Source organism: Streptomyces sp. 3214.6 (assembly GCF_900129855.1).
GTDB lineage: Bacteria > Actinomycetota > Actinomycetes > Streptomycetales > Streptomycetaceae > Streptomyces > Streptomyces soliscabiei.
This window is the reverse complement of sequence record NZ_LT670819.1, coordinates 5,765,743-5,788,747: the sequence shown is the minus strand read 5'-3', so window position 1 is coordinate 5,788,747 and position 23,005 is coordinate 5,765,743. Positions and strand designations below refer to the sequence as shown.

Genomic DNA, 23,005 nt, shown 5'->3' with positions numbered 1-23,005 from the left:
CCCGTCACGACTACTGCGGGAGAATGGAAGGACCATGTCCGAGCAATTCGAACCCGACGAGCAGGCGGCGCGTGCGGAGCGCGTGGAGCGGCTGCGGCATGCCGGGTACTCCGAGGCCGACGTCCAGCGGGAGGTCACGGAACTCGAGGAGAAGTCCGCGACCGCGGCCCGCATCTTCGACCTGCGCCGCATCATCGGCGGCCTGTTCGTCGTATACGGCGTGATCGTCACGATCGCCGGCCTCACGGACAGCGACGCGGAGATCGACAAGGCGCAGGGGATCAACATCAACCTGTGGACGGGGCTGGGGATGCTGGCCCTGGGTGTCTTCTTCCTGGCCTGGCTGAAGCTGCGTCCCGCGGCGCCGGTCACCCCGACGCTGCCGCCGGAGGCGGTGCGGGGGGAAGGGGACTCCCCGCGGGGCGACTAGCGGCGTGCCGGGCGGCTCCGGGATGCGAGGCCTCGCATCCCGGAGCCGCCGCGGTCCGACTTGATCCGCCGGTCAGGCCCTAGCCCTCCTGGCTGGCGACGTTCGCGTTGACGGCGTTGTCCCCGTTGTTGCAGATCTGCTGGGTGGCGTGCTGGTTCTGCGAGAGGGCGAGGAGGGGGAGGTTCAGGTCCGGGATGTTGATGAGACCGAACGAGATGTTCTCCACGTGGTTGGCGCACTCCCTGGAGTCCCCGTCCACGCCGGAGACATCGGCGGAGGCGACTCCCGCCCCGGCCATGCCGAGGGACCCGATCATGGCGGCCACGAGAGCGATCTTGTGAAGCTTGCGCATTCCATTCCCTTTTCGTCGCGAGTGGCACGTTCCGTAACGGAACGAATTACTACGATTACACACCGTATGGGGTGATTATCGGTTCCGCACGTCGCCACGTCGACGGGGGATCTCAGCCCGTGGCCTCGTTGAGCTTCGCGGCGTAGCCCGCCATGTAGCCCTTCAGGTTGGGGTGGAAGACGGAGGCCGCGTCGGTCAGGTCGTTGATCCAGGGGTCGGAGCCGCACGCCCCGTGGCCCTTGAACGTGTCGCGCATGTCGATGAAGGAGACCGGCTCCTTGGCCGCCGCGGCCTGGGCGCCCTCGGCCAGCGCGTCGGCGAGCCCGTTCATGGCGGTGCGCTTGGCGGGGCCGAGGTCGATCACGGGGCAGGACCCGGTCGGGGAGACCGTCCGCGGGTAGCCGAGCACGACGATCGCGGCGCCGGGCGCCTTGGCCTTGACGTCCTTGTACAGCCCGGCGAGCTCCGTCACCAGCTGGTTCTTCGCGTACGACGACATCCAGTCCGTGGCCGTCCTGCAGTAGCTGTCGCCCTGGGTGAGGCAGGCCTGGACCACGCTCGAGAACTGGGCGTCGTTGCCGCCCACGGTGAGGGTGACGAGGTCGGTTTCGGCGCTCAGCGCGGACAGCTGGTTGGTACGCACGTCCGCGATGGTCGCCCCACTGCAGGAGACGTCCTTCAGCGTGAAGTCCGAGTGCGCGGCCGCCCACTGGGCGGGGTAGTTGAGCGTGCTGCGCTTGCAGTCGCCGCTGGCACTGTCGTAGTAGCCGGCACCGACCCCGGACGCGTACGAATCCCCGAGAGCCACGTACTCCAGCTCCCCCGCCGCATGGGCGGGCGCGGCCATCATGCCGGCCGTCCCGGCGAACGCCATCAGGCCGGTCACGACAGTAGACGTCAACTTACGCATGAGTTCCTTCTGGTCTGGTCAGTGAGGCATGTCGCATGGAAGCTGCAGTCCATCAGCCACGCCGGCCGGGACGGCGGGGAAAGGTGACGATCTGCCCCCGCTCCTGCCCTCCGAGCCCCTACGCGACGGCCAGTTCGCACCAGACGAGCTTGCCCCGGTGGCCCATGCGGGACAGCGGCTGCAGTGCCGCAGCCGTCATGACAGGACGGGGCGGTGCGCTTCCGCGGCGTGACGTGGCGGAAGCCGAGCACCATGCGACTTTCCTGCAGGAGGTCGTCATCACATACGTTCCTGGGTTGCTCCAGACCCCCGACTACGCCCGTGCCGTGTTCGGTTACATGCGTCCGGAGCTGCCCGAGAGCGAGCTGAGGCCCCGGGTCGAACACCGAATGCAGCGGCGTGCGGTCATCGAGGGCGACGCCCCCACCCCGTACGAAACGATCGTCCACGAGTTCGCTCTACGTGTCCGCGTAGCCGACCGCCAGACGTTGCTCGCCCAACTCCTGGCAGAGATACGCGCCGGGGTTCAGGGCCGGTCAGCGCTGGTGCCGCAGCCGGCGATCTCGCCGCTTCGGGCTGCCGCCACGAAGGCGATCGTCAGGGTTGCGGTCCAGGTGAGGAGGTGGATTGAGGGCGGGTAGCTCGCGAGGGTGTAGCCGTCGCCGGTCAGGGCGGCGATGGACACCAGTGCTACGGGGAGGGCCGCGGTGATGCCCGCCAGGAGGCCTCGCAGCAGCGGGCGTGCCAGCAGTCGGCGGGGGGCCAGTGCCAGGGTGAGGCCGGTGGCCGTGCCCAGGGTGAGGCCCACCGCCATGCTGCCGAGGACGGCGTAGGCGGCCGCGACGAGCAGCGCCCGCGCTGTTCCCTGCTGGCCGCCCGTCAGGAAGACGAACGACGCTATGAGGCACAGGATGGCGCCGATTCCCGCGGGCCAGGCGCCGACGAGCGCGCCGAGGCGTACGCCGCGGGCGACGACCGTGCGAGGAGTTATGCGGGGCGTCATGAGGGGCCTCCGCTTCTGTCCGCCGAGGTGGGAAGGGGGCCCGCGCGGTCCAGCAGGCCCGTGCGTGCCGCGAGTGCCGCCGCCTCCAGGCGGGAGCCCACGCCCAGTTTCATCAGGACGCGTTGGACGTGGGTGCGGGCCGTGGACGGGGCGATGCCCATGCCGGCGGCGATCAGACGGGTGTCCTCGCCGTCCGCCACCCGGACCAGGACCTCCACCTCCCTCGGCGTGAGCATCTGAAGGAGGCGCTGGCCCTCGTCGTCCGGTTGGGCTGCCGGGTTGAGGAGTTCACTGAACGCGCCCTGCAACAGCTGTGGAGCCACCGCCGCCTCGCCCGACCTCGCCTTCATGATGGCGCGTTCCACGCCCTCGATGCGTTCGTCATGGCGTACGTAGCCGGAGGCGCCCGCCGCGAAGGCCGCCGCGATGCCGCGCGGGTTCGGCACCGGCCCGAGGACCAGAACCGCGACCTGCGGACGCTCCCGCTTGATGCGGACGACGGGGTCGAAGATGCCCGGCTCGGCCGGGGTCGCGGTGCCCAGCAGGCACACCTCCGGGGCGCGGGTGATCACCAGCTCGGCCGCGCCCGCGGCCGGCGCCGCCGCGGCGAGCACCCGGTGCCCCCGCAGCTTGAGTGCCGAGGCCAACGCCTCGGCGAGCAGTCGGTGGTCGTCGACCACCATCAGCCGCACTCCCATCGAGCAACCCCCCAGTCCCTGTATGGATGCCCACACGGACCCACACGGACCAACCCGGAACAAAGCCGGACCAAACCCGGACCACCAAAGGGGGTGCCCCCCGGCACCCCGTCCTTCATGCCCCCGGAAGCTACACGCTTGTTCGACGTTGCGCTCCCCCTACCGGCGAGAAGTGCCCCGGATCGCCGAAATTCCTAGCATTCGAGGGTCATGCGCGGTACGTGAACGGCCCCGCCCCTGAGCAGGGACGGGGCCGTCACGGCGATTAAGACGATCAGCTGCCCGCGCCGCCGAACGCGACCGCCAGGTACTGCGGATCGCCGCCCGAGGTCGCGCCGTCGTCGGCGTACACCTCCGACATGAACAGCCGCCCCTTGGCGAAGAGGACCTCGGAGTACTCCGGGGACATGCTGGTCTCCAGCTGGTGCACCGACTCCGTGGCCGGGTTCACCATCAGCTTGGTCTCCTTGAAGGAGCCGCCGTCGATGCTGACGACCTCGCCGCCCTTGTCGTACGGCGGCCGCTTGTACGCGATCAGGTTGGTGCCGTCCATGCGCAGCGGGTAGATCGTGTAGCCGTCGCCGGCGTCGGCGCGCTGGCCGGTCTGCTTGCCGGTGGCCAGGTCGAAGGCGATGACCTCGTTGGTGCGGCTGTAGTTGCCGCCGCCGTCGTGCTCCTCGGTCGGGATGTAGACCTTGCCGTTGCCGACGGCCAGTCCGATGCAGGCCTCGATCCTGGTGATGCCTTCGCAGTCGGCCGCGTAGTCGTCGCCCGGCACGGAGATGCGGGTGCGCAGCTTGCCGGTCTTGTTGTCGATGGAGAAGAGGTCCGAGATACCGCTGCCGTCACCGGCGCTGTCGCCGACGTCGGCGGCCACCACCAGGGGGTCGGTCGACACGACGGACGCGTATTCGATGCCCGCGGCGAGCTTGTACTCGGAGAGCACCTTCCCGGAGGCCGGGTCGATGGTCTGGATGCCCAGCTGCGGGTTGTCGTAGTCGCCGCACTTGCGCACCGCCACCAGCTTCGGGCCGCCGCCGTAGCCGGCGTCGTAGCAGGTGTCGGCCGGCTTCGGCGACCACAGCACCTTGCCGGAGTCGATGTCGAAGGCGGCGCCGCCCTGGGTGCTGCCCAGGGCGACCGTGTTCGCGCTGACCGTGACGTTGTCGAAGTCGATCGCGTAGTCGCCGGACGAGACCGTCTTCTTCCACAGCTGCTTGCCCGCGGCGAGGTCGATCGCGGCGACCTGGTCACAGCGGGCCGTCTCGGCGCTGCTCGCCTGGAAGACGATCGCCGTGCGGTAGTCGTCGGTGGCGAACTTGCTGGCCTCGCACACCGGGCCGGGCAGCTTCACCGTCCACAGCTTCGTGCCCTTGGCGAGGTCGTAGCCGCCGATCTCGCCGGCACCGGTCTTCACATACGCCTTGTCGGTCACCCAGGAGCCCCGGACGCCGACATGGGCACCCTTCTTGACCGCGGGCATCGGGACCTTGAAGAGGACGTCGGAGGCGGGATTGGCGGGCACCTTCTCGCTGCCGCCGGAGGACGTTCCGCCCGTGCCGCCGGTGCCTCCTGTATCGCCCTTGTCGCCGCCGCCGGTCGGACCGGCGGTGCTCTTCTCCTTGCCCTTGCCGCTGTCACCGGACTGCGAGTACCAGACCCCGCCGCCGATGATCAGCGCGACCGCGGCGACGGCGGCGACGATGATCGCCATCTGCGCGTTGAACTTCCTGCCGGCCCCGCCGCCACCCGGCTGGGGGTGCATGGGCATGGTGGGCGGCGCGGGGTAGCCGTACCCCGGCTGGGGGGACGGGTATCCCGGTTGACCCGGCTGGCCGGGCTGCCCCGGGTAGCCGTACCCGGGCTGCTGGCCGTACGGGGCGCTCGGCTGACCGTAGGGGCCGGGCTGCTGGGGCGGCTGACCGTACGCGCCGGGACCGGCGGGAGCGCCGGGAGCGCCGGGCACGGGGGCGCCCGGCTGGGCCGGGTAGCCGTAGCCGGGTGCGGCGGCCGGGGGCTGCGGGGGCGCGGTCGGCTGGCCCGGTGCCTGCGGGTAGCCGTAGCCCGGCTGGGGCTGCGGAGGACCGGCCGGGGCCGGGGCTGCCGGCGGCGGGGGCGTCTGCGGTGCCTGACCCGGGGCCTGGGGCGCCTGGGGTGCTTGGGGCGCCTGGGGGTAGCCGTAGCCCGGCTCAGGGGCCTTTGCCAGGTTCGGGGCGGGGGGCGGCTGCGGGGCGTCCTGCGGGACGGCGTCCTGCGGCGGCGGGGGCGGGGGCGGGCCGAAACCGCCCTGCTGCGGCTGCTGAGGCTGCTGCGGGGGCTGGTTCGGGGGCGGGGGCGGCGGCTGGGTCATGGTGTGGGTACCTCGGAAGGGCGACGGACGACGGACGGAGGGCGACAGAGCGTCGAGAAGGTGGCAGGCCGCCTCACTTGCCGTAGGCGAGCATCAGCTTCTCCTTGTCGTCGTCGTTGCCCGTCAGCCGGGTCGAGGAGAGGTAGAAGCGCCCGTCGACCCAGTCGAGGTCGCGCGAGTAGAAGCCGTCCTCGATCTTGGCCGTGCTCTGGGGCAGCTGCATCAGCGTCTTCGGCGTGTGGGCGGAGCCGGCCGTCGGAATGCCCACCACCCGGCCGGCCGTGTCGTACGACGGCTCGACGTAAGCGACGAGGTTGCCGCCCTCGACCTTCACCGGCGCCATCGCCTCGTCGGTCGGGGACTTCACGCGCCACTTCTCCTTGCCGGTGGAGAGGTCGATCGCCACGATCGCGTTGGGGCCGCTCTTCGCCTCGGTCGGCAGGTACAGGGTGTTGGCGTCGGCGGCCACGCCCCCACAGCCGGTCAGGTCGCGCTGCAGGAAGCCTGAACCGCACTCGGGGGCGAAGTCCTCGTCGAAGCCGACCTGCGAGCGGTAGGTGCCGTCCGGCTTGAACGTCGAGATGTTCCAGGTCTTCTTGTCCTGGTTGGTGCTGTAGACGACCAACGGGTCCACGGAGTACGTCTTCGAGACCGTCCAGCCCTTGTCGAACTTCTGGGTCCACTTGACCTTGCCGGTCGCCGGGTCCAGTTCCTGGATCTCGTCGTGCTCATTCGCCTCGGTCGCGTCGCAGGACGCCACCGCGAACAGCTTGGTGCCGCCCGCGAACGCAGACGGGAAGCACGCGTTGCCGTACTTCTGCTTGTCGTACAGCTTCTTGCCGGTGCGCACGTCGTACGCCGTCCCGGACTGCGAGCGGCCCACCATCAGGGTGTTGCCCGTGAGCGACAGCTCGATGTCGATCGCGCTGTCGAACAGCGCGCCGTCCGCGACGACCCCGGTCCAGCCCTTGGCGCCGGTGCTGAGGTCGATCTGCTGGAGCTGGTTGCACTTGGCGCGGTCGCTGGTGCCGCTCATGTAGGCGACGACGACCTTGTCGTCCGCCGTCTTCTGCGGGGTGACCGCGCAGATCTTCTGCGGGAAGCCGATGGTGGCCCAGGTCGGCCTGCCGTCGCCGACGTTGTACGCGACGACCTCCTTGTACGCCGCTTTCACGGCCGCCTTGGAGGTGATCCACATGCCGGGGGCGTCGGCGCCGGAGGCGGGCGCGTCGGGCGCCTCCTTGTACCAGAGCACCTTCGCCTCACCGGCCTTGCGGTCGGCGTTGAAGTCCTCGGTGTCCTCGCCGCCGTCGCCGCTGCCGTCACCGGGGTTGACCGGGCTGCCGCTGGACGTCGCCGTGGCCTTGTCGTCGTCGCTCGGTCCGGCGACCGGCTTCTTGTCGCCCTTGTCGTCGCCGCTCGTGACCGCGAACACCAGCCCGCCGATCACCAGCAGCGCCGCCACCGCGGCCCCGACGACCAGCGCGGGCCGCCCCTTGAAGGGGTTACGGCTGCCCGGCGGGGTGCCCGGGGCGCCGGGAGCGCCGGGAGCGCCCGGGAACTGGGGCGGCTGGGCCGGGTAGCCGTAGCCGGGCTGCTGACCGTAGGGGCCGCTCGGCTGGCCGTACGGGCCCTGCTGCTGGCCGTACGGGCCGGGCTGCTGCCCGTAGGGGCCGGGCTGGCCGTAAGGCCCGGCCTGGGCCGGCTGCTGCGGGTAGCCGTAGCCGGGCTGTGCCGGCTGCTGGGCGGGCGGACCCGGGGACGTCTGGGGCGGCTGGGGCGGCATCTGGGGTGCGCCGAAGCCGCCTTGCTGCGACTGCTGCGGCTGCTGGTGTGGCTGCGGCGGCAGTTGGTGCGGCTGGTCCTGCGGTGCTCCGAAACCACCCTGCTGCGGCGGCGGATTGGGCGGCTGAGCCATCAGCGTGTTCCCCCTATGTCACTGATTTTTAGCCACGCCCCCAGGTCAGTGACCACCCGGAGCCGTCTTCAGACGTTCTCAGACGGCTCTTTCTATCACCCGTGTCCGACAGCTCCTGGGGCCGATCCACCCCTGTTCCCAAGGGAGGACCGGCCTGTGATGCCGTCGTTATGCGCCTTCACGCACCCTTCACGCGTCCTCGGCGAGTTCCAGCCACCGCAGCTCCAGTTCCTCCCGCTCGCCGGCCAACTCGCGCAGCTCCGCGTCGAGTTTCGCGACCTTCTCGAAGTCGGTGGCGTTGTCGGCGATCTGAGTGTGCAGCCGGGCCTCCTTCTCGGTGACCTTGTCCAACTGCCGCTCGATCTTCTGGAGTTCCTTCTTGGCGGCGCGCTGGTCGGCGGCGCTCTTCTCCGTCGCGGGCTTCTGCGCGACCGCGGGGGCGGAGGCGGCGGCCGCGGCCTCCTCCATGCGCAGCCTGCGCTCGATGTACTCGTCGATGCCGCGCGGGAGCATCCGCAGGGTGGTGTCGCCGAGGAGCGCGAAGACGCGGTCCGTGGTGCGCTCGACGAAGAAGCGGTCGTGGGAGATGACGATCATCGAGCCGGGCCAGCCGTCGAGGAGGTCCTCCAGCTGGGTGAGGGTCTCGATGTCGAGGTCGTTGGTGGGCTCGTCGAGGAAGAGGACGTTGGGCTCGTCCATGAGGAGGCGCAGGATCTGCAGGCGGCGGCGCTCACCGCCGGACAGGTCGCCGACCGGCGTCCACTGCTTGTCCTTGTTGAAGCCGAACGTCTCGCACAGCTGGCCGGCGGTCATCTCGCGGCCCTTGCCGAGGTCGACGCGCTCACGCACCTGCTGGACGGCCTCCAGAACGCGCAGGCCGGGATCGAGTTCGCCGACCTCCTGGGAGAGGTAGGCGAGTTTGACCGTCCTGCCGACGACGACCTTGCCGGCCGCGGGCTGCTTCTCGCCCTCGCTGCGCGCGGCGTCGGCCAGGGCGCGCAGCAGGGACGTCTTGCCGGCGCCGTTCACGCCGACCAGGCCGATGCGGTCGCCGGGGCCGAGGTGCCAGGTGATGTGCTTGAGCAGCACCTTCGGGCCGGCCTGGACGGTGACGTCCTCGAGGTCGAAGACCGTTCTGCCGAGCCGGGACGACGCGAACTTCATCAGCTCGCTGCTGTCGCGGGGCGGCGGCACATCCTTGATCAGCTCGTTGGCGGCCTCGACGCGGAAGCGCGGCTTGGACGTCCGCGCGGGGGCGCCGCGGCGCAGCCAGGCCAGCTCCTTGCGGACCAGGTTCTGCCGCTTGGTCTCCTCCGTTGCGGCGATGCGCTCACGCTCCGCGCGCGCGAAGACGTAGTCGGAGTAGCCGCCCTCGTACTCGTGGACGGCGCCGCGCTGGACGTCCCACATGCGGGTGCAGACCTGGTCGAGGAACCAGCGGTCGTGGGTGACGCAGACGAGCGCGGAGCGACGCTCGCGCAGGTGCCGGGCGAGCCAGGAGATGCCCTCGACGTCGAGGTGGTTCGTCGGCTCGTCGAGCACGATGAGGTCCTGCTCCTCGATGAGGAGCTTCGCGAGTGCGATACGGCGGCGCTCGCCACCGGAGAGCGGGCCGATGACGGTGTCCAGGCCCTGCGGGAAGCCGGGCAGGTCGAGCCCGCCGAAGAGGCCGGTCAGGACGTCGCGGATCTTGGCGTTGCCCGCCCACTCGTGGTCGGCGAGGTCGCGGATGACCTCGTGGCGGACGGTCGCGGCGGGGTCGAGGGAGTCGTGCTGTGTGAGCACGCCCATGCGCAGCCCGCCGGAGTGCGTGACCCGGCCGGTGTCGGCCTCCTCCAGCCTGGCGAGCATCCGGATCAGCGTGGTCTTGCCGTCGCCGTTACGGCCGACGACACCGATCCGGTCCCCTTCGGACACGCCGAGCGAGATGCCGTCAAGGAGCGCACGGGTCCCGTACACCTTGCTGACGTTCTCGACATTGACCAGATTGACGGCCATTTCTCTCCTGCCCGGGGGGATCGATCGACCCTCCAGGGTAGTCCGGACGGGCGCATCGCCTGTCAGGCGTTCACTGACAGGGACCGGTCACGGCGTTTCGGCCCGTCCGGGTGACGTACACGCCGGAGGCGGGCGGGGCCGGAGTGCGGTGCGCGGAGGCGGCCTGCGGTGTCCGGAAGGGCGCGCGTGATCGCGTGCGCGCCGCTCAAAAACGGCGCGTGCGCGAGCCGCTCACGCCGCCTGGGTCGCGGCGGGCCGCCGGGCAGCTCACGCCGGACGGCGGCCGGGTGCACGCACGGGCGGGCGACTTCTCGCGCACGCCCGGCTCTCACGCCGGTCTATCCGTCGTCACCCTTCTCGTACGCCCACATCGCCCGCACCAGGTTTGCGTCCGGCCATCCGTCGGGATCCAGGGGAAGCAGCCGCCGCCCGGCCTCCACACAGCGCGGATCACCGCGCTTCGCGAGCCCGTAGGCGGCGTGCACCCGGGTCTCCCGCAGTTCGTCGTCGAGGAGTGCGGCCAGTACGTCGGTGATGCCGGGCGCCTGCGCGCGGCAGGACGCCAGCCAGTACGCCGCCCGCTCGCGGACCCCGGCGTCGGGATCGCGGGTGAGCGTGTACAGGGCGTCGAGCTTCTCCGCCGGGACGCGCTCGGCTGCCCTCCTCAGGGTCTCGGGCACCTCCAGGCGCACCCGTGGATCGAGATGCCCGACGTACGACAGACCGACGGCGTCGATCTCATCGGCCCGGGTGCCGTCCACGCCGTCCCCGTCGGCCTCGCTCAGCCCGGACAGCACCACGGCGAGCACCTCCGGGTCCCGTTCCTGCACGGCCCAGGGGAGGAACACCTCGGTCGCCGGCTTGTCGACGACGGCTCCCGGCCGCGCGAAGAGACCGCCGAACCCGATGACGAGGCACCGCAGCACGTCCGCGGCGAAGAGACGGCGGAGCCGGTCGGGGTGGTCGCGCAGCGCCTCGGCCGCGGTCCAGGTCTCGTCGTCCTGACGGGTGGCCAGGTGGACGACGACGTCGGTCCACACGGCGTGGTCCCGGTCCGGGCGGGTGAGCGCCCGCGCGAGGAGCTCGTCGAACGGCGTCCGGATCCGGAAGCGTTCCTCCAGGGCGGTGAGGACGCCGAGGTGGCCGTCCCACACGGTCTGGCCGGCGAGCGTGTACCGCTCGTGGTGGCAGCTCCAGCCGTCGACCCGCACTGTTCGCCGCTCGACCGGGCCGGCCGCTCCCGTCCTGCGGCGCAGCTCGGCCTCGAGGTCCGCGTCGGCCCAGTGCCGGGCGCGGGCCAGGAGAGCGGCGCGGGCGTCGGCGTCGAGGCGTACGGGCTCGGGAAGCAGCCTGGTGGTCATCCAGGAGCAGCCGCTGTCCACGGCCCGGGTCAGCGGGGTGTCGCCGCCGGGGAGGACGGGGTCGCCGCCGGGCACACCGTCCAGTGGGCGCAGGGGGTCGGCGCCGGCGTTGAGCAGCTCCTCGGCGAGGGGCTCGTCGTACGCGGCGACGGCGAGGCAGAGGGGTGGGACTCCGTCGGTCGGGTCGGCGTCGGTCGGGTCGGCGTCGGTCGGGTCGGCGCGGTTGGCATCCGCCCCGCCGCCCGACTCGGTTGGGTAAAGGGTCACCCGACCCCGTTGTCGTGCCGGCCCTCGACGACCGTCGCCCCCGGCGCCGGTCCCGACGCCACTCGGACGCTTCTGCAGGTGCCCGAGGTTCGTAGTTTCTCTGCGATTTCTGCTGCCGAGGCGGCGTCGCGGGCCAGGTGGGCCGTGGTGGGGCCCGAGCCTGAGACCAGGGTGGCGAGGGCGCCTGCCATGCGGCCCGCTGCCAGGGTGTCCGCCAGCTCGGGGAAGAGGGACAGCGCGGCGGGCTGGAGATCGTTGGAGAGGGTGGCCGCGAGCGCGTCGGGGTCGCCCTTCGCGAGGGCGGCCAGGAGGTCGCGTGAAGCGAGCGGTTCCGGAACGCTCCGGCCCTCCGTCAGGCGGTCGAACTCGCGGAACACCGCCGGGGTCGACAGCCCCCGCTCGGCCATCGCGAACACCCAGTGGAACGTGCCGCCGACCTCCAGGGCCGTCAGCTTCTCGCCCCGTCCGGTGCCGAGTGCCGCCCCGCCGACCAGACTGAAGGGCACGTCGCTGCCCAACTCGGCGCAGATGTCGATGAGTTCGTCACGGGAGGCGCCCGTGCCCCACAGCGCGTCGCAGGCCAGCAGCGCGCCCGCGCCGTCCGCACTGCCGCCCGCCATGCCCCCGGCGACGGGGATGTCCTTGGCGATGTGGAGGTGCACGTCGGCATCACGGCCGTACCGCTCGGCGAGAGCGATCGCCGCCTTCGCCGCGAGGTTGGTGCGGTCCAGGGGGACTCGGTCCGCGTCCGGGCCCTCGCAGGTGACGCTCAGCGTGTCGGCCGGGGTCACCGTGACCTCGTCGTACAGGCCGACCGCCAGGAAGACGTTCGCCAGGTCATGGAAGCCGTCCGCCCGGGCCGCGCCCACCGCGAGCTGCACGTTGACCTTGGCCGGCACCCGCACGGTGACACTCACTTCTGCCCCGACTCCTTGTTCTCGCCCTTGTGCTCGTTCTTCTGCTCGGCCTTGTTCTCGTTCTTCTGCTCGCCCTTGTTCTCGGCGATCCTCGCGAACTCCTCGACCGTGATGGCCTCTCCGCGCGCCTGGGGCGAGACGCCGGCCGCGACGAGGGCCGCCTCCGCCTGCGCCGCGGAGCCCGCCCATCCGGCGAGCGCGGCCCGCAGGGTCTTGCGGCGCTGGGCGAACGCCGCGTCGACGACGGCGAAGACCTCGCGGCGCGACGCCGTCGTCCTGATCGGCTCGCTGCGGCGCACGAGGGAGACCAGTCCACTGTCGACGTTCGGCGCGGGCCAGAACACGTTGCGGCCGATGGCGCCGGCCCGCTTGACCTCGGCGTACCAGTTGGCCTTGACGGAGGGAACGCCGTACACCTTCGAACCGGGGCCGGCGGCGAGCCGGTCGGCGACCTCCGACTGGACCATGACGAGGGTGCGCTCGATGCTCGGGAACATCTCCAGCATGTGCAGCAGCACGGGCACGGCCACGTTGTACGGCAGGTTCGCGACCAGCGCGGTCGGGGCGGGGCCGGGCAGCTCGGTCACATGCATCGCGTCGGAGTGCACCAGCGCGAAGCGGTCCGCGCGCTCCGGCATGCGTGCCGCGATCGTCGCGGGGAGGGCGCCGGCGAGGACGTCGTCGATCTCGACGGCCGTGACCCGGTCGGCGGCCTCCAGCAGGGCGAGGGTGAGGGAGCCGAGGCCCGGGCCGACCTCGACGACGACGTCGTCGGGCCGGACCCCCGCGGTGCGGACGATGCGGCGGACCGTGTTCGCGTCGATCACGAAGTTCTGGCCGCGCTGTTTGGTGGGACGCACGCCGAGGACCGCCGCCAGCTCACGGATGTCGGCGGGGCCCAGAAGGGCGTCGGGGGTGGGGCTGGTACTCACGGGACAAGGGTACGGGGACGCACCGACACCCCCCGCCGCCGCACCTCAGCCGTGCAGCCGCCTCCCGCAGTGCGGCCAGGGGCTCGACCCACGGCGCACGTACAGCTTCTTCGCGCGGAAGGTCTGTTCCGTCGCCGGGGCGTCCTGGGGCCGTCCGCTGCCGCCGAGGCTGTGCCAGGTGTGGGTGTCGAACTGGTACAGCCCGCCGTAGTTGCCCGAGGGGTCGACGGCGCCCGGCCGGCCGCCCGACTCGCAGGCCGCGAGGCTCTGCCAGTCCAGGCCGTCGGCGCCCCGCACAGACGTCGGCAGCGGCTTCGTCCCGACCTTCACCAGCTGCTCGCGCGGCTCGCGCACGATCTGGCTGCGGATCCGCCTGGGCTTCTGCTTCACACCGTTGACGATGCGCAGGGAGTACGTGTCGCGCCGCAGTCCGGGCTGTCCGACCTGCTCCACGACCTCCGTGCCCGTGAACAGCGAGGGGTCGTCGGTACGGCGCACGGCGAACGGGATCGCCTCCTCGCGCACCTCCTTGGCGCCGGTGATCCGCAGCACGGTGACGGTCTGCCCGTCGCGCGGGAAGCTGCCGGGCGCGACGGACGTGGTGTCCTGACCGCGCAGAACGATCCCGGCGGCCTCGACCGCCTCGCGCACGGTCGCCGCGTTGGTGCGGATGGTGCGGGCCCGGCCGTCGGCCATGACGGTGACGGCACGCTCGGTGCGCACGTCCAGCGCGAGCCCCGCGCGGCCGATGCGCTGGGCGCGCGAGACGGACATGTACGCGCCCTCCGCACGCACCCCGAGCTGCTGGAGCGCCTCCTCGACCGTCTGCGCCGTCGTCCACAGGTCGTGCCGCTGTCCGTCCAGGGTGAGGCGGACGGGACGGCCGTAGTGGACGGCGATCTCGTCGCCGTCGGTGAGCTCGGCGTTGGGGCCGGGCGCCACCCGGTCGTGCGCCCCTACCTGCACGCCCTCCTCCGCGAGGAGTTCGCCCACGTCGTCGGCGAAGGTGTGCAGGGTGCGCGGCTTGCCGTCGACGGTCAGCTCGACCGCCTTGTCCTCGGCGACGAAGGCGGTGGTGCCGCCGGCCAGGAACGCGACGACGAGGGCCTGCGGGAGCAGGCGGCGCATCGTGGATTCCGGGAGCTCGGCGGAGCGCGTCCTGCGCCGGCGCCCGGCTCGCCCCGCACTCTGCCGGGGAAACGGCGGCTCGGCCGCGAGCTGGACCGGCTCCGGCAGCACGAGGGTCTCGGGAGGCGGGGGCGGTGCCTCGTACGCTCCGTGCGCCCCGTGGTCCCCGTATGCCTCGTGGTCCCCGTACGCCCCGTACGCCTCGTATGCGGGCCGGTAGGTGTCGTCGTACGTTCCGGGGGCCGCGTACACGCCGTACGCGATCGTCTCCGCGTTGTGCAGGTCGACGTACGATCCGCCACCGCCGTAGGGGTCGTACTCGAGGTGCTGCGAGTTGCTCACGCCGACACTCCAGGGGGTGGGGTCCGGATCGGGCCCCCAGAACCTAGCGGAGCGACCGTCACTCTCCAAAGCGACCCGGCTACCGAGAGTTGTGTTCGACGTCTCGGGAGGCGTTCAGTAACCGAACGCGCGTGCCGTGTTGGCGGCGAGGGCGGCGGCCAGGGCGTCCTCGTCGATGTCCCGTACGGCGGCCATGGCGCGCACCGTGACGGGGATGAGGTACGGCGCGTTGGGCCGGCCCCGGTAGGGCGCCGGGGTCAGGAACGGTGCGTCGGTCTCCACCAGGAGCAGATCCAGCGGGGCCACGGCGACGGCGTCCCGCAACTGCTGGGCGTTCTTGAAGGTGACGTTGCCGGCGAAGGACATGAAGTACCCGGCGCGGGCGCAGATCGCGGCCATCTCGGCGTCGCCGGAGTAGCAGTGGAAGACGGTGCGCTCGGGGGCGCCCTCCTCCTTCAGGACCCGCAGGACGTCGGCGTGGGCGTCGCGGTCGTGGATGACCAGCGCCTTGCCGTGCCGCTTGGCGATCTCGATATGGGCGCGGAAGGAGTTCTCCTGTGCTTCCTTGCCCTCGGGGCCGGTGCGGAAGTAGTCGAGTCCCGTCTCTCCGACGCCCTTGACGTGCGCGAGCGCGGCCAGGCGGTCGATCTCGGCGAGCGCCTCGTCGAGCGCCCCGGAGCCGCCCGGCTCGCGCGCGCCCTGCCGGGACCAGCCGTCGGGGTCGCCGTGCACGATGCGCGGCGCCTCGTTCGGGTGCAGGGCGACGGCGGCGTGGACACTGTCGTACGCCGCCGCCGTCTCGGCCGCCCACCGGGAGCCCCGTACGTCGCAGCCGACCTGGACGACGGTCGTCACGCCGACCGACGCGGCTTTCGCGAGGGCCTCCTGCACCGTGCCCGACTGCATGTCGAGGTGGGTGTGGGAGTCGGCGACCGGCACCCCGAGGGGGGCCGGAAGCGGCGGCGCGGCGCTCTTGTCGGCGCTCTTTTCGGCGTTCTTGCCGGCGCTCTTGTCTGCGTTCGAAGACATGCCCCGATCCTACGGAAGGGGCACGCCCTGCCCTGCTGGCCGGCCCTGCCGGCCGAGCTTGCTAGCCGGCCTTGCGGAAGGGGTGCAGGAGATCGGACAGGTGCCAGTGGTGGTGCTCCTCGGGCCGCTCCCCGGCCCGCTGCTGCCCGGCTTCCTCCTCTGCGGCCGTCACCGGCGCCTCGACCGGTCCCGCCGGGGGCGACTTGCGCTGACGCGCCGCACTGAGCACCGACGAGACCTGTCCCGCCGCCATGATGCGCACGACGTGCCCGTCGCAGTTCTGGCACGCGGGGCGGCTCAGCGGGGACGGCACGACCTGGCCGTTCGCCACATAGAGGACGAACTCGTGGCCGTCGGCGTCGGTGTGGTGCTCTATCTCGTACGACTGTTCCCAGCCGTGCCCGCAGCGCATGCAGGCGAAGGAGTACGACTCGTTGACGACGGCGCTCGCGCCGCCCCGGAGGCCGGTCTGCCCTGTGATCTCACTCATGCCAGCTCCTGCTGTCCGCTGGACAAGCGCTCCCGGCGCGGGCGTTCCCCCCGGAACGTCCTTGGGAGCGAGGGACGGGTGCGTCCCTGCCACCAGTGGACGCCTCGACCGGACCGAATGCATCAGGCCTGTGCACTGTTGGAGCCGATTTGGACTTTCCTTGCCAAAGCGGCCTCACTGACGGGGGTGGGCTTTGCCTTCGGCGACTGCCCTTTGCCCGCACATGGGGCGCACGCTCAGACGACATGCGCCCTGCTCAGAGGGGGTGTGAGCCCCTTCACAGGGCCCTTGTGCCCCCCGCGTTCTTCGCCGCCACGACGGCGTCGAACACCTCCCGCTTGGGCAGATTGGCCTCCGCCGCCACCGCCGCGATGGCCTCCTTGCGGCGCTCGCCGGCCTCCTCGCGCACCCTCACCCGCCGCACCAGTTCCGCCGCGTCGAGCTCCTGCGGCCCGCGCTCGGGCGCGCCGGTGACGACGACGGTGATCTCGCCGCGCACGCCCTCGGCCGCCCACTCCGCCAGCTCGCCGAGCGGGCCGCGCCTGACCTCCTCGTACGTCTTGGTCAGCTCACGGCACACGGCCGCCCGCCGGTCGGCGCCGAAGACCTCGGCCATGGCGGCGAGGGTGTCGTCGAGCCGGTGGGGGGCCTCGAAGTAGACGAGCGTGCGGCGCTCCGACGCGACCTCCCGCAGCCGCGACAGCCGCTCCCCCGCCTTCCTCGGCAGGAATCCCTCGAAGCAGAACCGGTCGACGGGCAGCCCGGACAGGGCCAGCGCGGTGAGCACCGCGGACGGGCCGGGGACGGCGGTGACCCGGATGTCCCGCTCGACGGCCGCGGCGACCAGCCGGTAGCCGGGGTCGGAGACCGAGGGCATCCCGGCGTCGGTGACAAGCAGCACGCGCGCGCCGCCCGCGAGGTCCTCGACCAGTTCGGGCGTACGGGCGGACTCGTTGCCCTCGAAGTAGGACACGATGCGCCCCTTGGGCGTCACCCCGAGCGCCTGCGTCAGCCGCCGCAGCCGCCGGGTGTCCTCGGCGGCGATGACATCGGCGCCGGCCAGCTCCGCGGCGAGCCGGGGCGGGGCGTCGGAGACGTCGCCGATGGGCGTACCGGCGAGCACGAGGATTCCGGGCGTGGTCGCGGAGGGGGTTGCGGGCGAGGCTGTGGGCGTGCTTCGGGGTGCGGCTGTCACGTTTCCATCCTCGCAGGGCCGAGGGAGGCCCCAAGCACGGGACTCACACAGACCTGTTCCCTACGATGGCGCGGTGACCAGTACCGCGTCCTCCATGGACTCCACGGACTACCGGCCCGACCGGCCGCCGCACGATCAGCGGCCCGCGTGGCAGCAGCGGCTGCGCCGTTTCGGATATACGGCGGAACCCGCCGCCGACGTCCGTGAGCGGCTGGTGCCGCCGTTCGCGAAGCCCAGCCCGCGCGTGTGGCAGGCGCTCGGCGTCCCGCACCGGTGGGCGGAGCGGCTCGTGCGCTGGTCGTCGTGGGGTGGCCCGCTGCTGGTCACGCTGATGGCGGGGGTGCTGCGGTTCTGGCATCTGGGCAGCCCCAAGGCGGTGATATTCGACGAGACGTACTACGCCAAGGACGCGTGGGCGGTCGTCCACCGCGGGTTCGAGGTCAACTGGGACAAGAACGCCAACGACGTCATCCTCTCCTCGGGCGGACATGTCCCGATCCCGACGGACGCGGCGTACGTCGTGCATCCGCCGGTCGGCAAGTACGTGATCGGGCTGGGCGAACTGATCTTCGGGTTCGACCCGTACGGCTGGCGGTTCATGACCGCCGTGCTGGGGACGCTGTCCGTCTTCCTGCTGTGCCGGATCGGGCGCCGTGTCTTCCGCTCCACGTTCCTGGGCTGCCTGGCGGGCGCCCTGATGGCCGTGGACGGGCTGCACTTCGTGATGAGCCGCGCCGCGCTGCTCGACGGGGTGCTGATGTTCTTCGTGCTGGCGGCGTTCGGCTGTCTGGTGGCCGACCGGGAGTGGGCCCGCGCGAAACTCGCCGCCGCGCTCCAGCCGGACGAGGACGGCCGTTACCGCCCGAACGCGCACATCGCCGAGACCACCCGCATCGGATTCCGCCCCTGGCGCTGGGGTGCGGGTCTGCTGCTGGGTCTGGCCATCGGCACGAAGTGGAACGGCCTGTACATCCTGGTCGCGTTCTGTGTGATGACGGTGTTGTGGGACGCCGGTTCGCGCAAGGTGGCGGGCGCCCGCCACCCGTACCGGGCGGTGCTGAAGCGCGACACGGGCTTCGCGTTCCTGTCGACGGTCCCGATCGCGCTGGTCACCTATGTGGCATCGTGGACGGGCTGGATCCTGTCCGCCACCGACGGCTCGGGCGGCTACTACCGCAACTGGGCGGCCACCGACGGCAAGGGCGGCAACTGGACGTGGCTGTTCCCCGACTGGTGGCGCAGCCTGTGGCACTACGAGCACGAGGTGTACGAGTTCCACACCCACCTCACCTCGCCGCACCCGTACCAGTCGAACCCGTGGAGCTGGCTGGTCCTGGGCCGTCCGGTGTCGTACTTCTACGAGTCCCCCGCGGCCGGCAAGGACGGCTGTCCGTCCGACGCGGGCGAGAAGTGCGCCCGTGAGGTCCTCGCGATCGGCACGCCGCTGCTGTGGTGGGCGGGCTGTTTCGCCATCGCCTACGTGCTGTGGCGCTGGCTCTTCCGCCGCGACTGGCGCGCGGGCGCGATCGCCTGCGGCATCGCGGCCGGCTACCTGCCGTGGTTCATGTACCAGGAACGCACGATCTTCCTCTTCTACGCCGTCGTCTTCCTGCCGTTCCTCTGTCTGGCCGTGGCGATGATGATCGGTGCGATCATCGGCCCACCGGGTTCGAGCGACACCCGCCGCGTGGCGGGAGCGACGGGAGCGGGCGTCCTGGTCCTGCTCATCGCCTGGAACTTCATCTATTTCTGGCCTTTGTACACGGGGACGTCGATCCCGATCGACAACTGGCGTTCGCGGATGTGGCTGGACACCTGGGTCTAGCTGGGCAGACACGCGACGATGACCACGACGGACGTTCGGCCGTCGTGGTCATCGTTGGTCGTTGTTGGTCGTCGCGGGCCGCCCTCGGACGGCCCTGAGACGGCCCAGTTCCTGGTTTACAGTCTGCTCAAGATCACTCGCTCAGCCATCGTCTGCCCATGCTGTTTGTATAGCTCAAGCATCGGGGACCGCACTCTCGTTTACGGCTCGTCCTGATCTTGCTGCGCCTTCAATCCCCATCCACCATCACTGGCAACTGAGGGCTGCACCACACGAGCCAGGTCCTCAAAACCGTGTGCCACAACTCGACTGAACTCATACAATGTGCGTCATGCTCGACGTTGAAATTCGAATCAAAAATTACCGATGCTTCGGCGACGAACCATCCAGCTTCCGAGTGCGCGATGATTTTAGTGCATTTATTGGAACCAATAATTCGGGGAAAAGTTCACTGCTTCGACTTCTATATGAGATTAGACCGCTGCTAAATCTCCTTCATAGCGAGCTGACGATCTACCAAAACATCTTCACTGATCAGCAATGGAGCTGGTCGCCAACCGTGCTTCCAGGGGAAAGGATTAACCGAGCTGGCGTCGAGCGACCTGTGGAGCTTCAGTTCATTGTTCACGACGGTCCGCACGGGCCTTTCGTCGATAACGGTAATAAGCTTATCCTCTCAACGCAATTCGACAGGAAGGGCGGCCGTCCACCTCTAGAGCTCAGGACATTTTCAGGGGATAGACTCACCGCGCTCCAAAACCCCACTATGGAAAATATTCAAAGCTTCTTCAGGCCACTAAGCGGCGTAATGAAAACAATTTCCGATACGATGTACATCGGGCCATTCCGTAATGCTATCCATGTCGGCAGTAACGATAATTACTATGACATTCAGACAGGGAATGCATTCATTAATGCGTTCAATCAATTCAAGACTGGCCCTGATCCGACAGCCAACGAAGCTGTACATGAGATGACAGAGGAGCTACGGCGAATCTTCGGTTACGAGAAGCTGGAGATCAACCCTTCGGGCAATACGCTGCAACTCATGATTGACGGACGCAGCCACCGCCTCAGCGAACTGGGAGCAGGATTTGCCCACTTCGTCGTCGTAATGGTAAATGTTCTCGTACGCAGGCCGAAGCTGCTCCTCCTCGATGAACCAGAACTAAATCTCCACGCCTCGCTTCAACTCGACTTTTTGCAGACGCTGGCTCGCTACACCGAGCAGGGCGTACTCTTCGCCACTCACAGTCTCGGGCTTGCCCGGACGGCGGCCGATCACATCTATACAGTGGCTAAGCCCACTGGCGGCACCAGCCAGATCCGCCCCTACGAGGAAGACCAAGATCTGGTTACCCTGCTCGGCCAACTCTCCTTCGCCCACCGACCAGAAATGGGCTTTAACAAGGTCCTACTGGTAGAAGGGAAAACTGAACTTCGCACTCTCATGCAATTCCTTCGCCTGTACGGAAAAGAGCACGACGTACTCATGCTTCCACTACACGGTGGCGACATGATTCGCGGAGACGTCAGGCAAGAATTGACCGACTTGCTGCGAATCGGAAAGGAAGTCCACTACCTTATCGACAGTGAGCGATCGGCACCGGGCACATCTCTCGATCCGGAGCGGCAAGCCTTTGTGGATCTGTGCCAAAAAATCAACATCACTGGCCATGTCCTCGATCGCCGCGCACTGGAAAACTATTTCACAGACCGGGCCGTCAGGCGGGCATTTGGCGACTCTGCCCGCTCTCTTGCGCCTTTCGGGAAGTTGGCTAAGACGCCTGGCGTTAAGTGGCGTAAGACAGACAACTGGAGAGCCGCTTCGGAGATGCATAAAGCAGAGATCGACGGCACCGATCTTGGCACATTCTTGGGATCTCTGTAGACCCGCTGTCCGGCTGTAGATCGAAAAGAGCCCTCCTCGATGACCTCTGTCAATTGCGGTTCCGGGTACAAAGCGACGGCCCGCACCATTTAGACGCTTTCGGTGCGGGCCGTCGATACGTTGGGCTCAGCTGATGGGCGGGCTGTAGCGCAGAACCCAGCCAGGGCCCGGGCGGTGAACAGTAACCTCGACGGCACGACCAGTCTTCGTGTAGCCAGTGTGTGTGATGCGGAGCAGGTTGGTGCCGACCTCGACGCCGAACGCCTCTGCCTCGATGGAGGACGCCGCGTAGAGCGCGACCTCTTCGATCGCCTCGGTCTGCTCGAACCCTGCGTCCCGCATCCGGCTGATGATGCCGCCGAGGCCGGGGTCGGGGTTCTCAACGCCGGCAGCCTCTGCCACGTCCAGGGGGACGTAGGAGTCGGCAAGCTGGACCAGGCGGTCACCGTCGTACATGTGCCTGGCGCGGATCACGGTCTGGTCAGTGCTCGCGACGCCGAGAAGTTCGGCGACCTGAGAGGGTGCGGTGTCGCGACGGATCGCGGTTTCCACACGAGGGGTTCCCCCAAGCCGCTTGATCTCGGCCTCGAAGGCACCCCGGCTTTCGCCCGCCTCCCGGCGAGCCGTGCGGTAGCGCTCAGTGGCGTCGCGGACGATCGCGGTGTTGCTGCTCACTTCGTTCTTTCCTCTCAGACTGCGGGCAGGTCGATGGGCCACTCATAGCTGAGTGACCAGAGGGTGATGGGCATAACGTGAACGCAAACCTCCACAGCCCTGCCACTCTCGGTGAGGCCGACGTGGGTGATCTCGTAGACCAACCGGTCGGCGGACACGCCGAGTGACTCGGCTTCTTCCTTGCTGGGGGGCCGTACGTCGATGGATTCCTGGATCCGGGTCTGCTCGTAGCCGAGTTCGGCGAGGCGCGACTTGCTTCCGCCGTCGCCGGTGTCCTGCTGCTCAAGCTGCGTACCGAACGCCACGTCACCGGGGAAGTACGAGGTTGCCACCTGTACGACCGTGGCGTCGGCGCGCATGACCCTGGCCCGGACGAGGGCTTTCGCCGCGTGATGGACGCCGAGGATCTGAGCAATCCGCTTCGGCGGTCGCTCCCGACTGATCACGGTTGATGCGCCCGACGTCATCCCGAGCCTGGCGATCTCAGCCGCGAACGCGCCCCGCGCGCCGGCCTCTTCCCGAGCCGACTTGATGTAGCGGCCCGTCCCGTCCCGGTGGATCTTCCCGAGGATCGGTGAGACGAACGTGCCTTCACCCCTGCGGGAAATGATCAGGCCCTCGTCCTCCAGTACGCGGTACACGTCGCGCGCGGTCTGGTAGGCGACACCTTCGGATTCCTGGAGCTCCCGCACCTTGGGCAGCGCGGAACCCGGGGGATAGACCCCCTCCCGAATCTTCGCCCGAAGCTCAGCGGCGAGCCGCTGAACCTTCGGAACCTTGGTCTCCTCCATGCCTGACTCCCTCGATGTGTGACTCACGCGCCCCCAGTCTTACAGAACTAGTCCTAGAAGGATAGCCGGGATCACTTCGGGATCGATCGGGCGAGTCGCAGACTCTCTGAACTAGTTCTATTGACGCCCACTCCGGAGCGTGCCTTAATCGTCACAGCGCACCGCAGAACTAGTTCAGCGGAGCGACAGGAGGGCCTTCTTTGGGCTGCTCCGACCAGGGCGGAAGACGCTGCAAGACCGCCCGCTAAGGCCCAGGTGAAACAGGGTTTCGGCCCGTACTGGGGAGGTGGCCCGGCGACCGCGAGCAACGGCCGGAGAGTGGGGACAAGGTCCCCCTTGCAGTGCTTACCCCGTACCCCTTCGACCGAGGAGTTCCGATGCGCCAACGACAGCTTTGGGCGTCGACGTGATGGACCGGCCGGCGTCGCCTGTGCAGTAGCTCGGTCCACTCTCTTTCGGCTTTCGCGGCGGCTCACGCTGCGCCGGTTGCCTCCCTCGCCCGT

General features: G+C 69.6%; 19 protein-coding genes and 1 pseudogene. 4 read left to right on the top strand and 16 right to left on the bottom strand.

From position 1 onward, the window contains the following. Positions 1–34: 34 nt before the first annotated feature. On the top strand, positions 35–430 hold the full coding sequence (locus B5557_RS26260; protein ID WP_079661761.1) for a hypothetical protein: 396 nt from the start codon (positions 35–37) through the stop codon (positions 428–430). A 79-nt stretch (positions 431–509) separates the two neighbouring features. On the opposite strand, the gene B5557_RS26255 is transcribed toward B5557_RS26260, so the two are convergent. Together B5557_RS26255 and B5557_RS26250 are read right to left on the bottom strand one after the other, a co-directional pair. Beyond that, positions 510–782: a hypothetical protein gene (locus tag B5557_RS26255; protein WP_079661760.1), complete on the bottom strand. Its 273-nt coding sequence runs from the start codon at positions 780–782 to the stop codon at positions 510–512. Positions 783–894: 112 nt separating this feature from the next. Next, positions 895–1,692, bottom strand: coding sequence for an SGNH/GDSL hydrolase family protein (locus B5557_RS26250; RefSeq protein WP_079661759.1), 798 nt, complete (start codon positions 1,690–1,692; stop codon positions 895–897). A gap of 227 nt (positions 1,693–1,919) precedes the next feature. Here B5557_RS26250 and B5557_RS26245 point away from each other — a divergent pair. Beyond that, positions 1,920–2,198, top strand: a pseudogene (locus B5557_RS26245) (Scr1 family TA system antitoxin-like transcriptional regulator); the annotation flags it as partial. Between the two features lie 20 nt (positions 2,199–2,218). Here B5557_RS26245 and B5557_RS26240 read toward each other — a convergent pair. The 12 genes from B5557_RS26240 to rsmI all read right to left on the bottom strand — a co-directional run bounded on the left by B5557_RS26240 (position 2,219) and on the right by rsmI (position 17,254). Then, complete coding sequence (locus B5557_RS26240) at positions 2,219–2,695, bottom strand: hypothetical protein (protein WP_079661758.1); 477 nt, start codon at positions 2,693–2,695, stop codon at positions 2,219–2,221. Continuing rightward, positions 2,692–3,393, bottom strand: a complete 702-nt coding sequence (locus tag B5557_RS26235) for a helix-turn-helix transcriptional regulator (protein WP_079661757.1) — start codon at positions 3,391–3,393, stop codon at positions 2,692–2,694. The genes B5557_RS26240 and B5557_RS26235 overlap by 4 nt, the downstream gene beginning before the upstream one ends. 274 nt (positions 3,394–3,667) lie before the next feature. Beyond that, the gene (locus B5557_RS26230) at positions 3,668–5,743 is read right to left on the bottom strand and encodes an outer membrane protein assembly factor BamB family protein (RefSeq protein WP_079661756.1); all 2,076 of its coding nucleotides are present in this window, start codon (positions 5,741–5,743) and stop codon (positions 3,668–3,670) included. A gap of 73 nt (positions 5,744–5,816) precedes the next feature. Then, positions 5,817–7,661, bottom strand: coding sequence for an outer membrane protein assembly factor BamB family protein (locus tag B5557_RS26225; RefSeq protein ID WP_079661755.1), 1,845 nt, complete (start codon positions 7,659–7,661; stop codon positions 5,817–5,819). A gap of 189 nt (positions 7,662–7,850) precedes the next feature. Continuing rightward, positions 7,851–9,659, bottom strand: a complete 1,809-nt coding sequence (locus B5557_RS26220; protein ID WP_079661754.1) for an ABC-F family ATP-binding cassette domain-containing protein — start codon at positions 9,657–9,659, stop codon at positions 7,851–7,853. A gap of 338 nt (positions 9,660–9,997) precedes the next feature. Next, positions 9,998–11,287, bottom strand: a complete 1,290-nt coding sequence (locus B5557_RS26215; RefSeq protein ID WP_079661753.1) for a HEAT repeat domain-containing protein — start codon at positions 11,285–11,287, stop codon at positions 9,998–10,000. Then, a complete protein-coding gene (locus tag B5557_RS26210) occupies positions 11,284–12,204 on the bottom strand; it encodes a 4-(cytidine 5'-diphospho)-2-C-methyl-D-erythritol kinase (protein WP_079661752.1) in 921 nt (306 codons plus the stop codon). Before B5557_RS26210 ends, B5557_RS26215 begins: the two co-directional genes overlap by 4 nt. Beyond that, a complete protein-coding gene (gene rsmA / locus B5557_RS26205) occupies positions 12,201–13,136 on the bottom strand; it encodes a 16S rRNA (adenine(1518)-N(6)/adenine(1519)-N(6))-dimethyltransferase RsmA (protein WP_079661751.1) in 936 nt (311 codons plus the stop codon). Before rsmA ends, B5557_RS26210 begins: the two co-directional genes overlap by 4 nt. 45 nt (positions 13,137–13,181) lie before the next feature. Further along, positions 13,182–14,606: a resuscitation-promoting factor gene (locus B5557_RS26200; protein ID WP_079661750.1), complete on the bottom strand. Its 1,425-nt coding sequence runs from the start codon at positions 14,604–14,606 to the stop codon at positions 13,182–13,184. 114 nt (positions 14,607–14,720) lie between these two features. Further along, on the bottom strand, positions 14,721–15,635 hold the full coding sequence (locus tag B5557_RS26195) for a TatD family hydrolase (protein WP_079661749.1): 915 nt from the start codon (positions 15,633–15,635) through the stop codon (positions 14,721–14,723). A gap of 61 nt (positions 15,636–15,696) precedes the next feature. Further along, positions 15,697–16,125 carry a hypothetical protein gene (locus tag B5557_RS26190; RefSeq protein WP_079661748.1) on the bottom strand — a complete coding sequence of 143 codons (429 nt, stop codon included), beginning with the start codon at positions 16,123–16,125 and terminating at the stop codon, positions 15,697–15,699. A gap of 277 nt (positions 16,126–16,402) precedes the next feature. Then, positions 16,403–17,254 carry a 16S rRNA (cytidine(1402)-2'-O)-methyltransferase gene (rsmI, locus tag B5557_RS26185; protein WP_079665012.1) on the bottom strand — a complete coding sequence of 284 codons (852 nt, stop codon included), beginning with the start codon at positions 17,252–17,254 and terminating at the stop codon, positions 16,403–16,405. Between the two features lie 139 nt (positions 17,255–17,393). On the opposite strand from rsmI, the gene B5557_RS26180 reads away from it, so the two are divergent. Beyond that, positions 17,394–19,145 carry a dolichyl-phosphate-mannose--protein mannosyltransferase gene (locus B5557_RS26180; protein ID WP_079661747.1) on the top strand — a complete coding sequence of 584 codons (1,752 nt, stop codon included), beginning with the start codon at positions 17,394–17,396 and terminating at the stop codon, positions 19,143–19,145. Positions 19,146–19,476: 331 nt separating this feature from the next. Next, positions 19,477–21,036, top strand: coding sequence for an ATP-dependent nuclease (locus tag B5557_RS43120; protein WP_159424433.1), 1,560 nt, complete (start codon positions 19,477–19,479; stop codon positions 21,034–21,036). A 126-nt stretch (positions 21,037–21,162) separates the two neighbouring features. Here the strand turns inward: B5557_RS43120 and B5557_RS26170 are convergent, their stop codons facing one another. Both B5557_RS26170 and B5557_RS26165 read right to left on the bottom strand, forming a co-directional pair. Next, the gene (locus B5557_RS26170; protein ID WP_079661745.1) at positions 21,163–21,711 is read right to left on the bottom strand and encodes a UTRA domain-containing protein; all 549 of its coding nucleotides are present in this window, start codon (positions 21,709–21,711) and stop codon (positions 21,163–21,165) included. 14 nt (positions 21,712–21,725) lie between these two features. Then, on the bottom strand, positions 21,726–22,502 hold the full coding sequence (locus tag B5557_RS26165) for a GntR family transcriptional regulator (protein ID WP_079661744.1): 777 nt from the start codon (positions 22,500–22,502) through the stop codon (positions 21,726–21,728). Between the last annotated feature and the right edge of the window lie 503 nt (positions 22,503–23,005).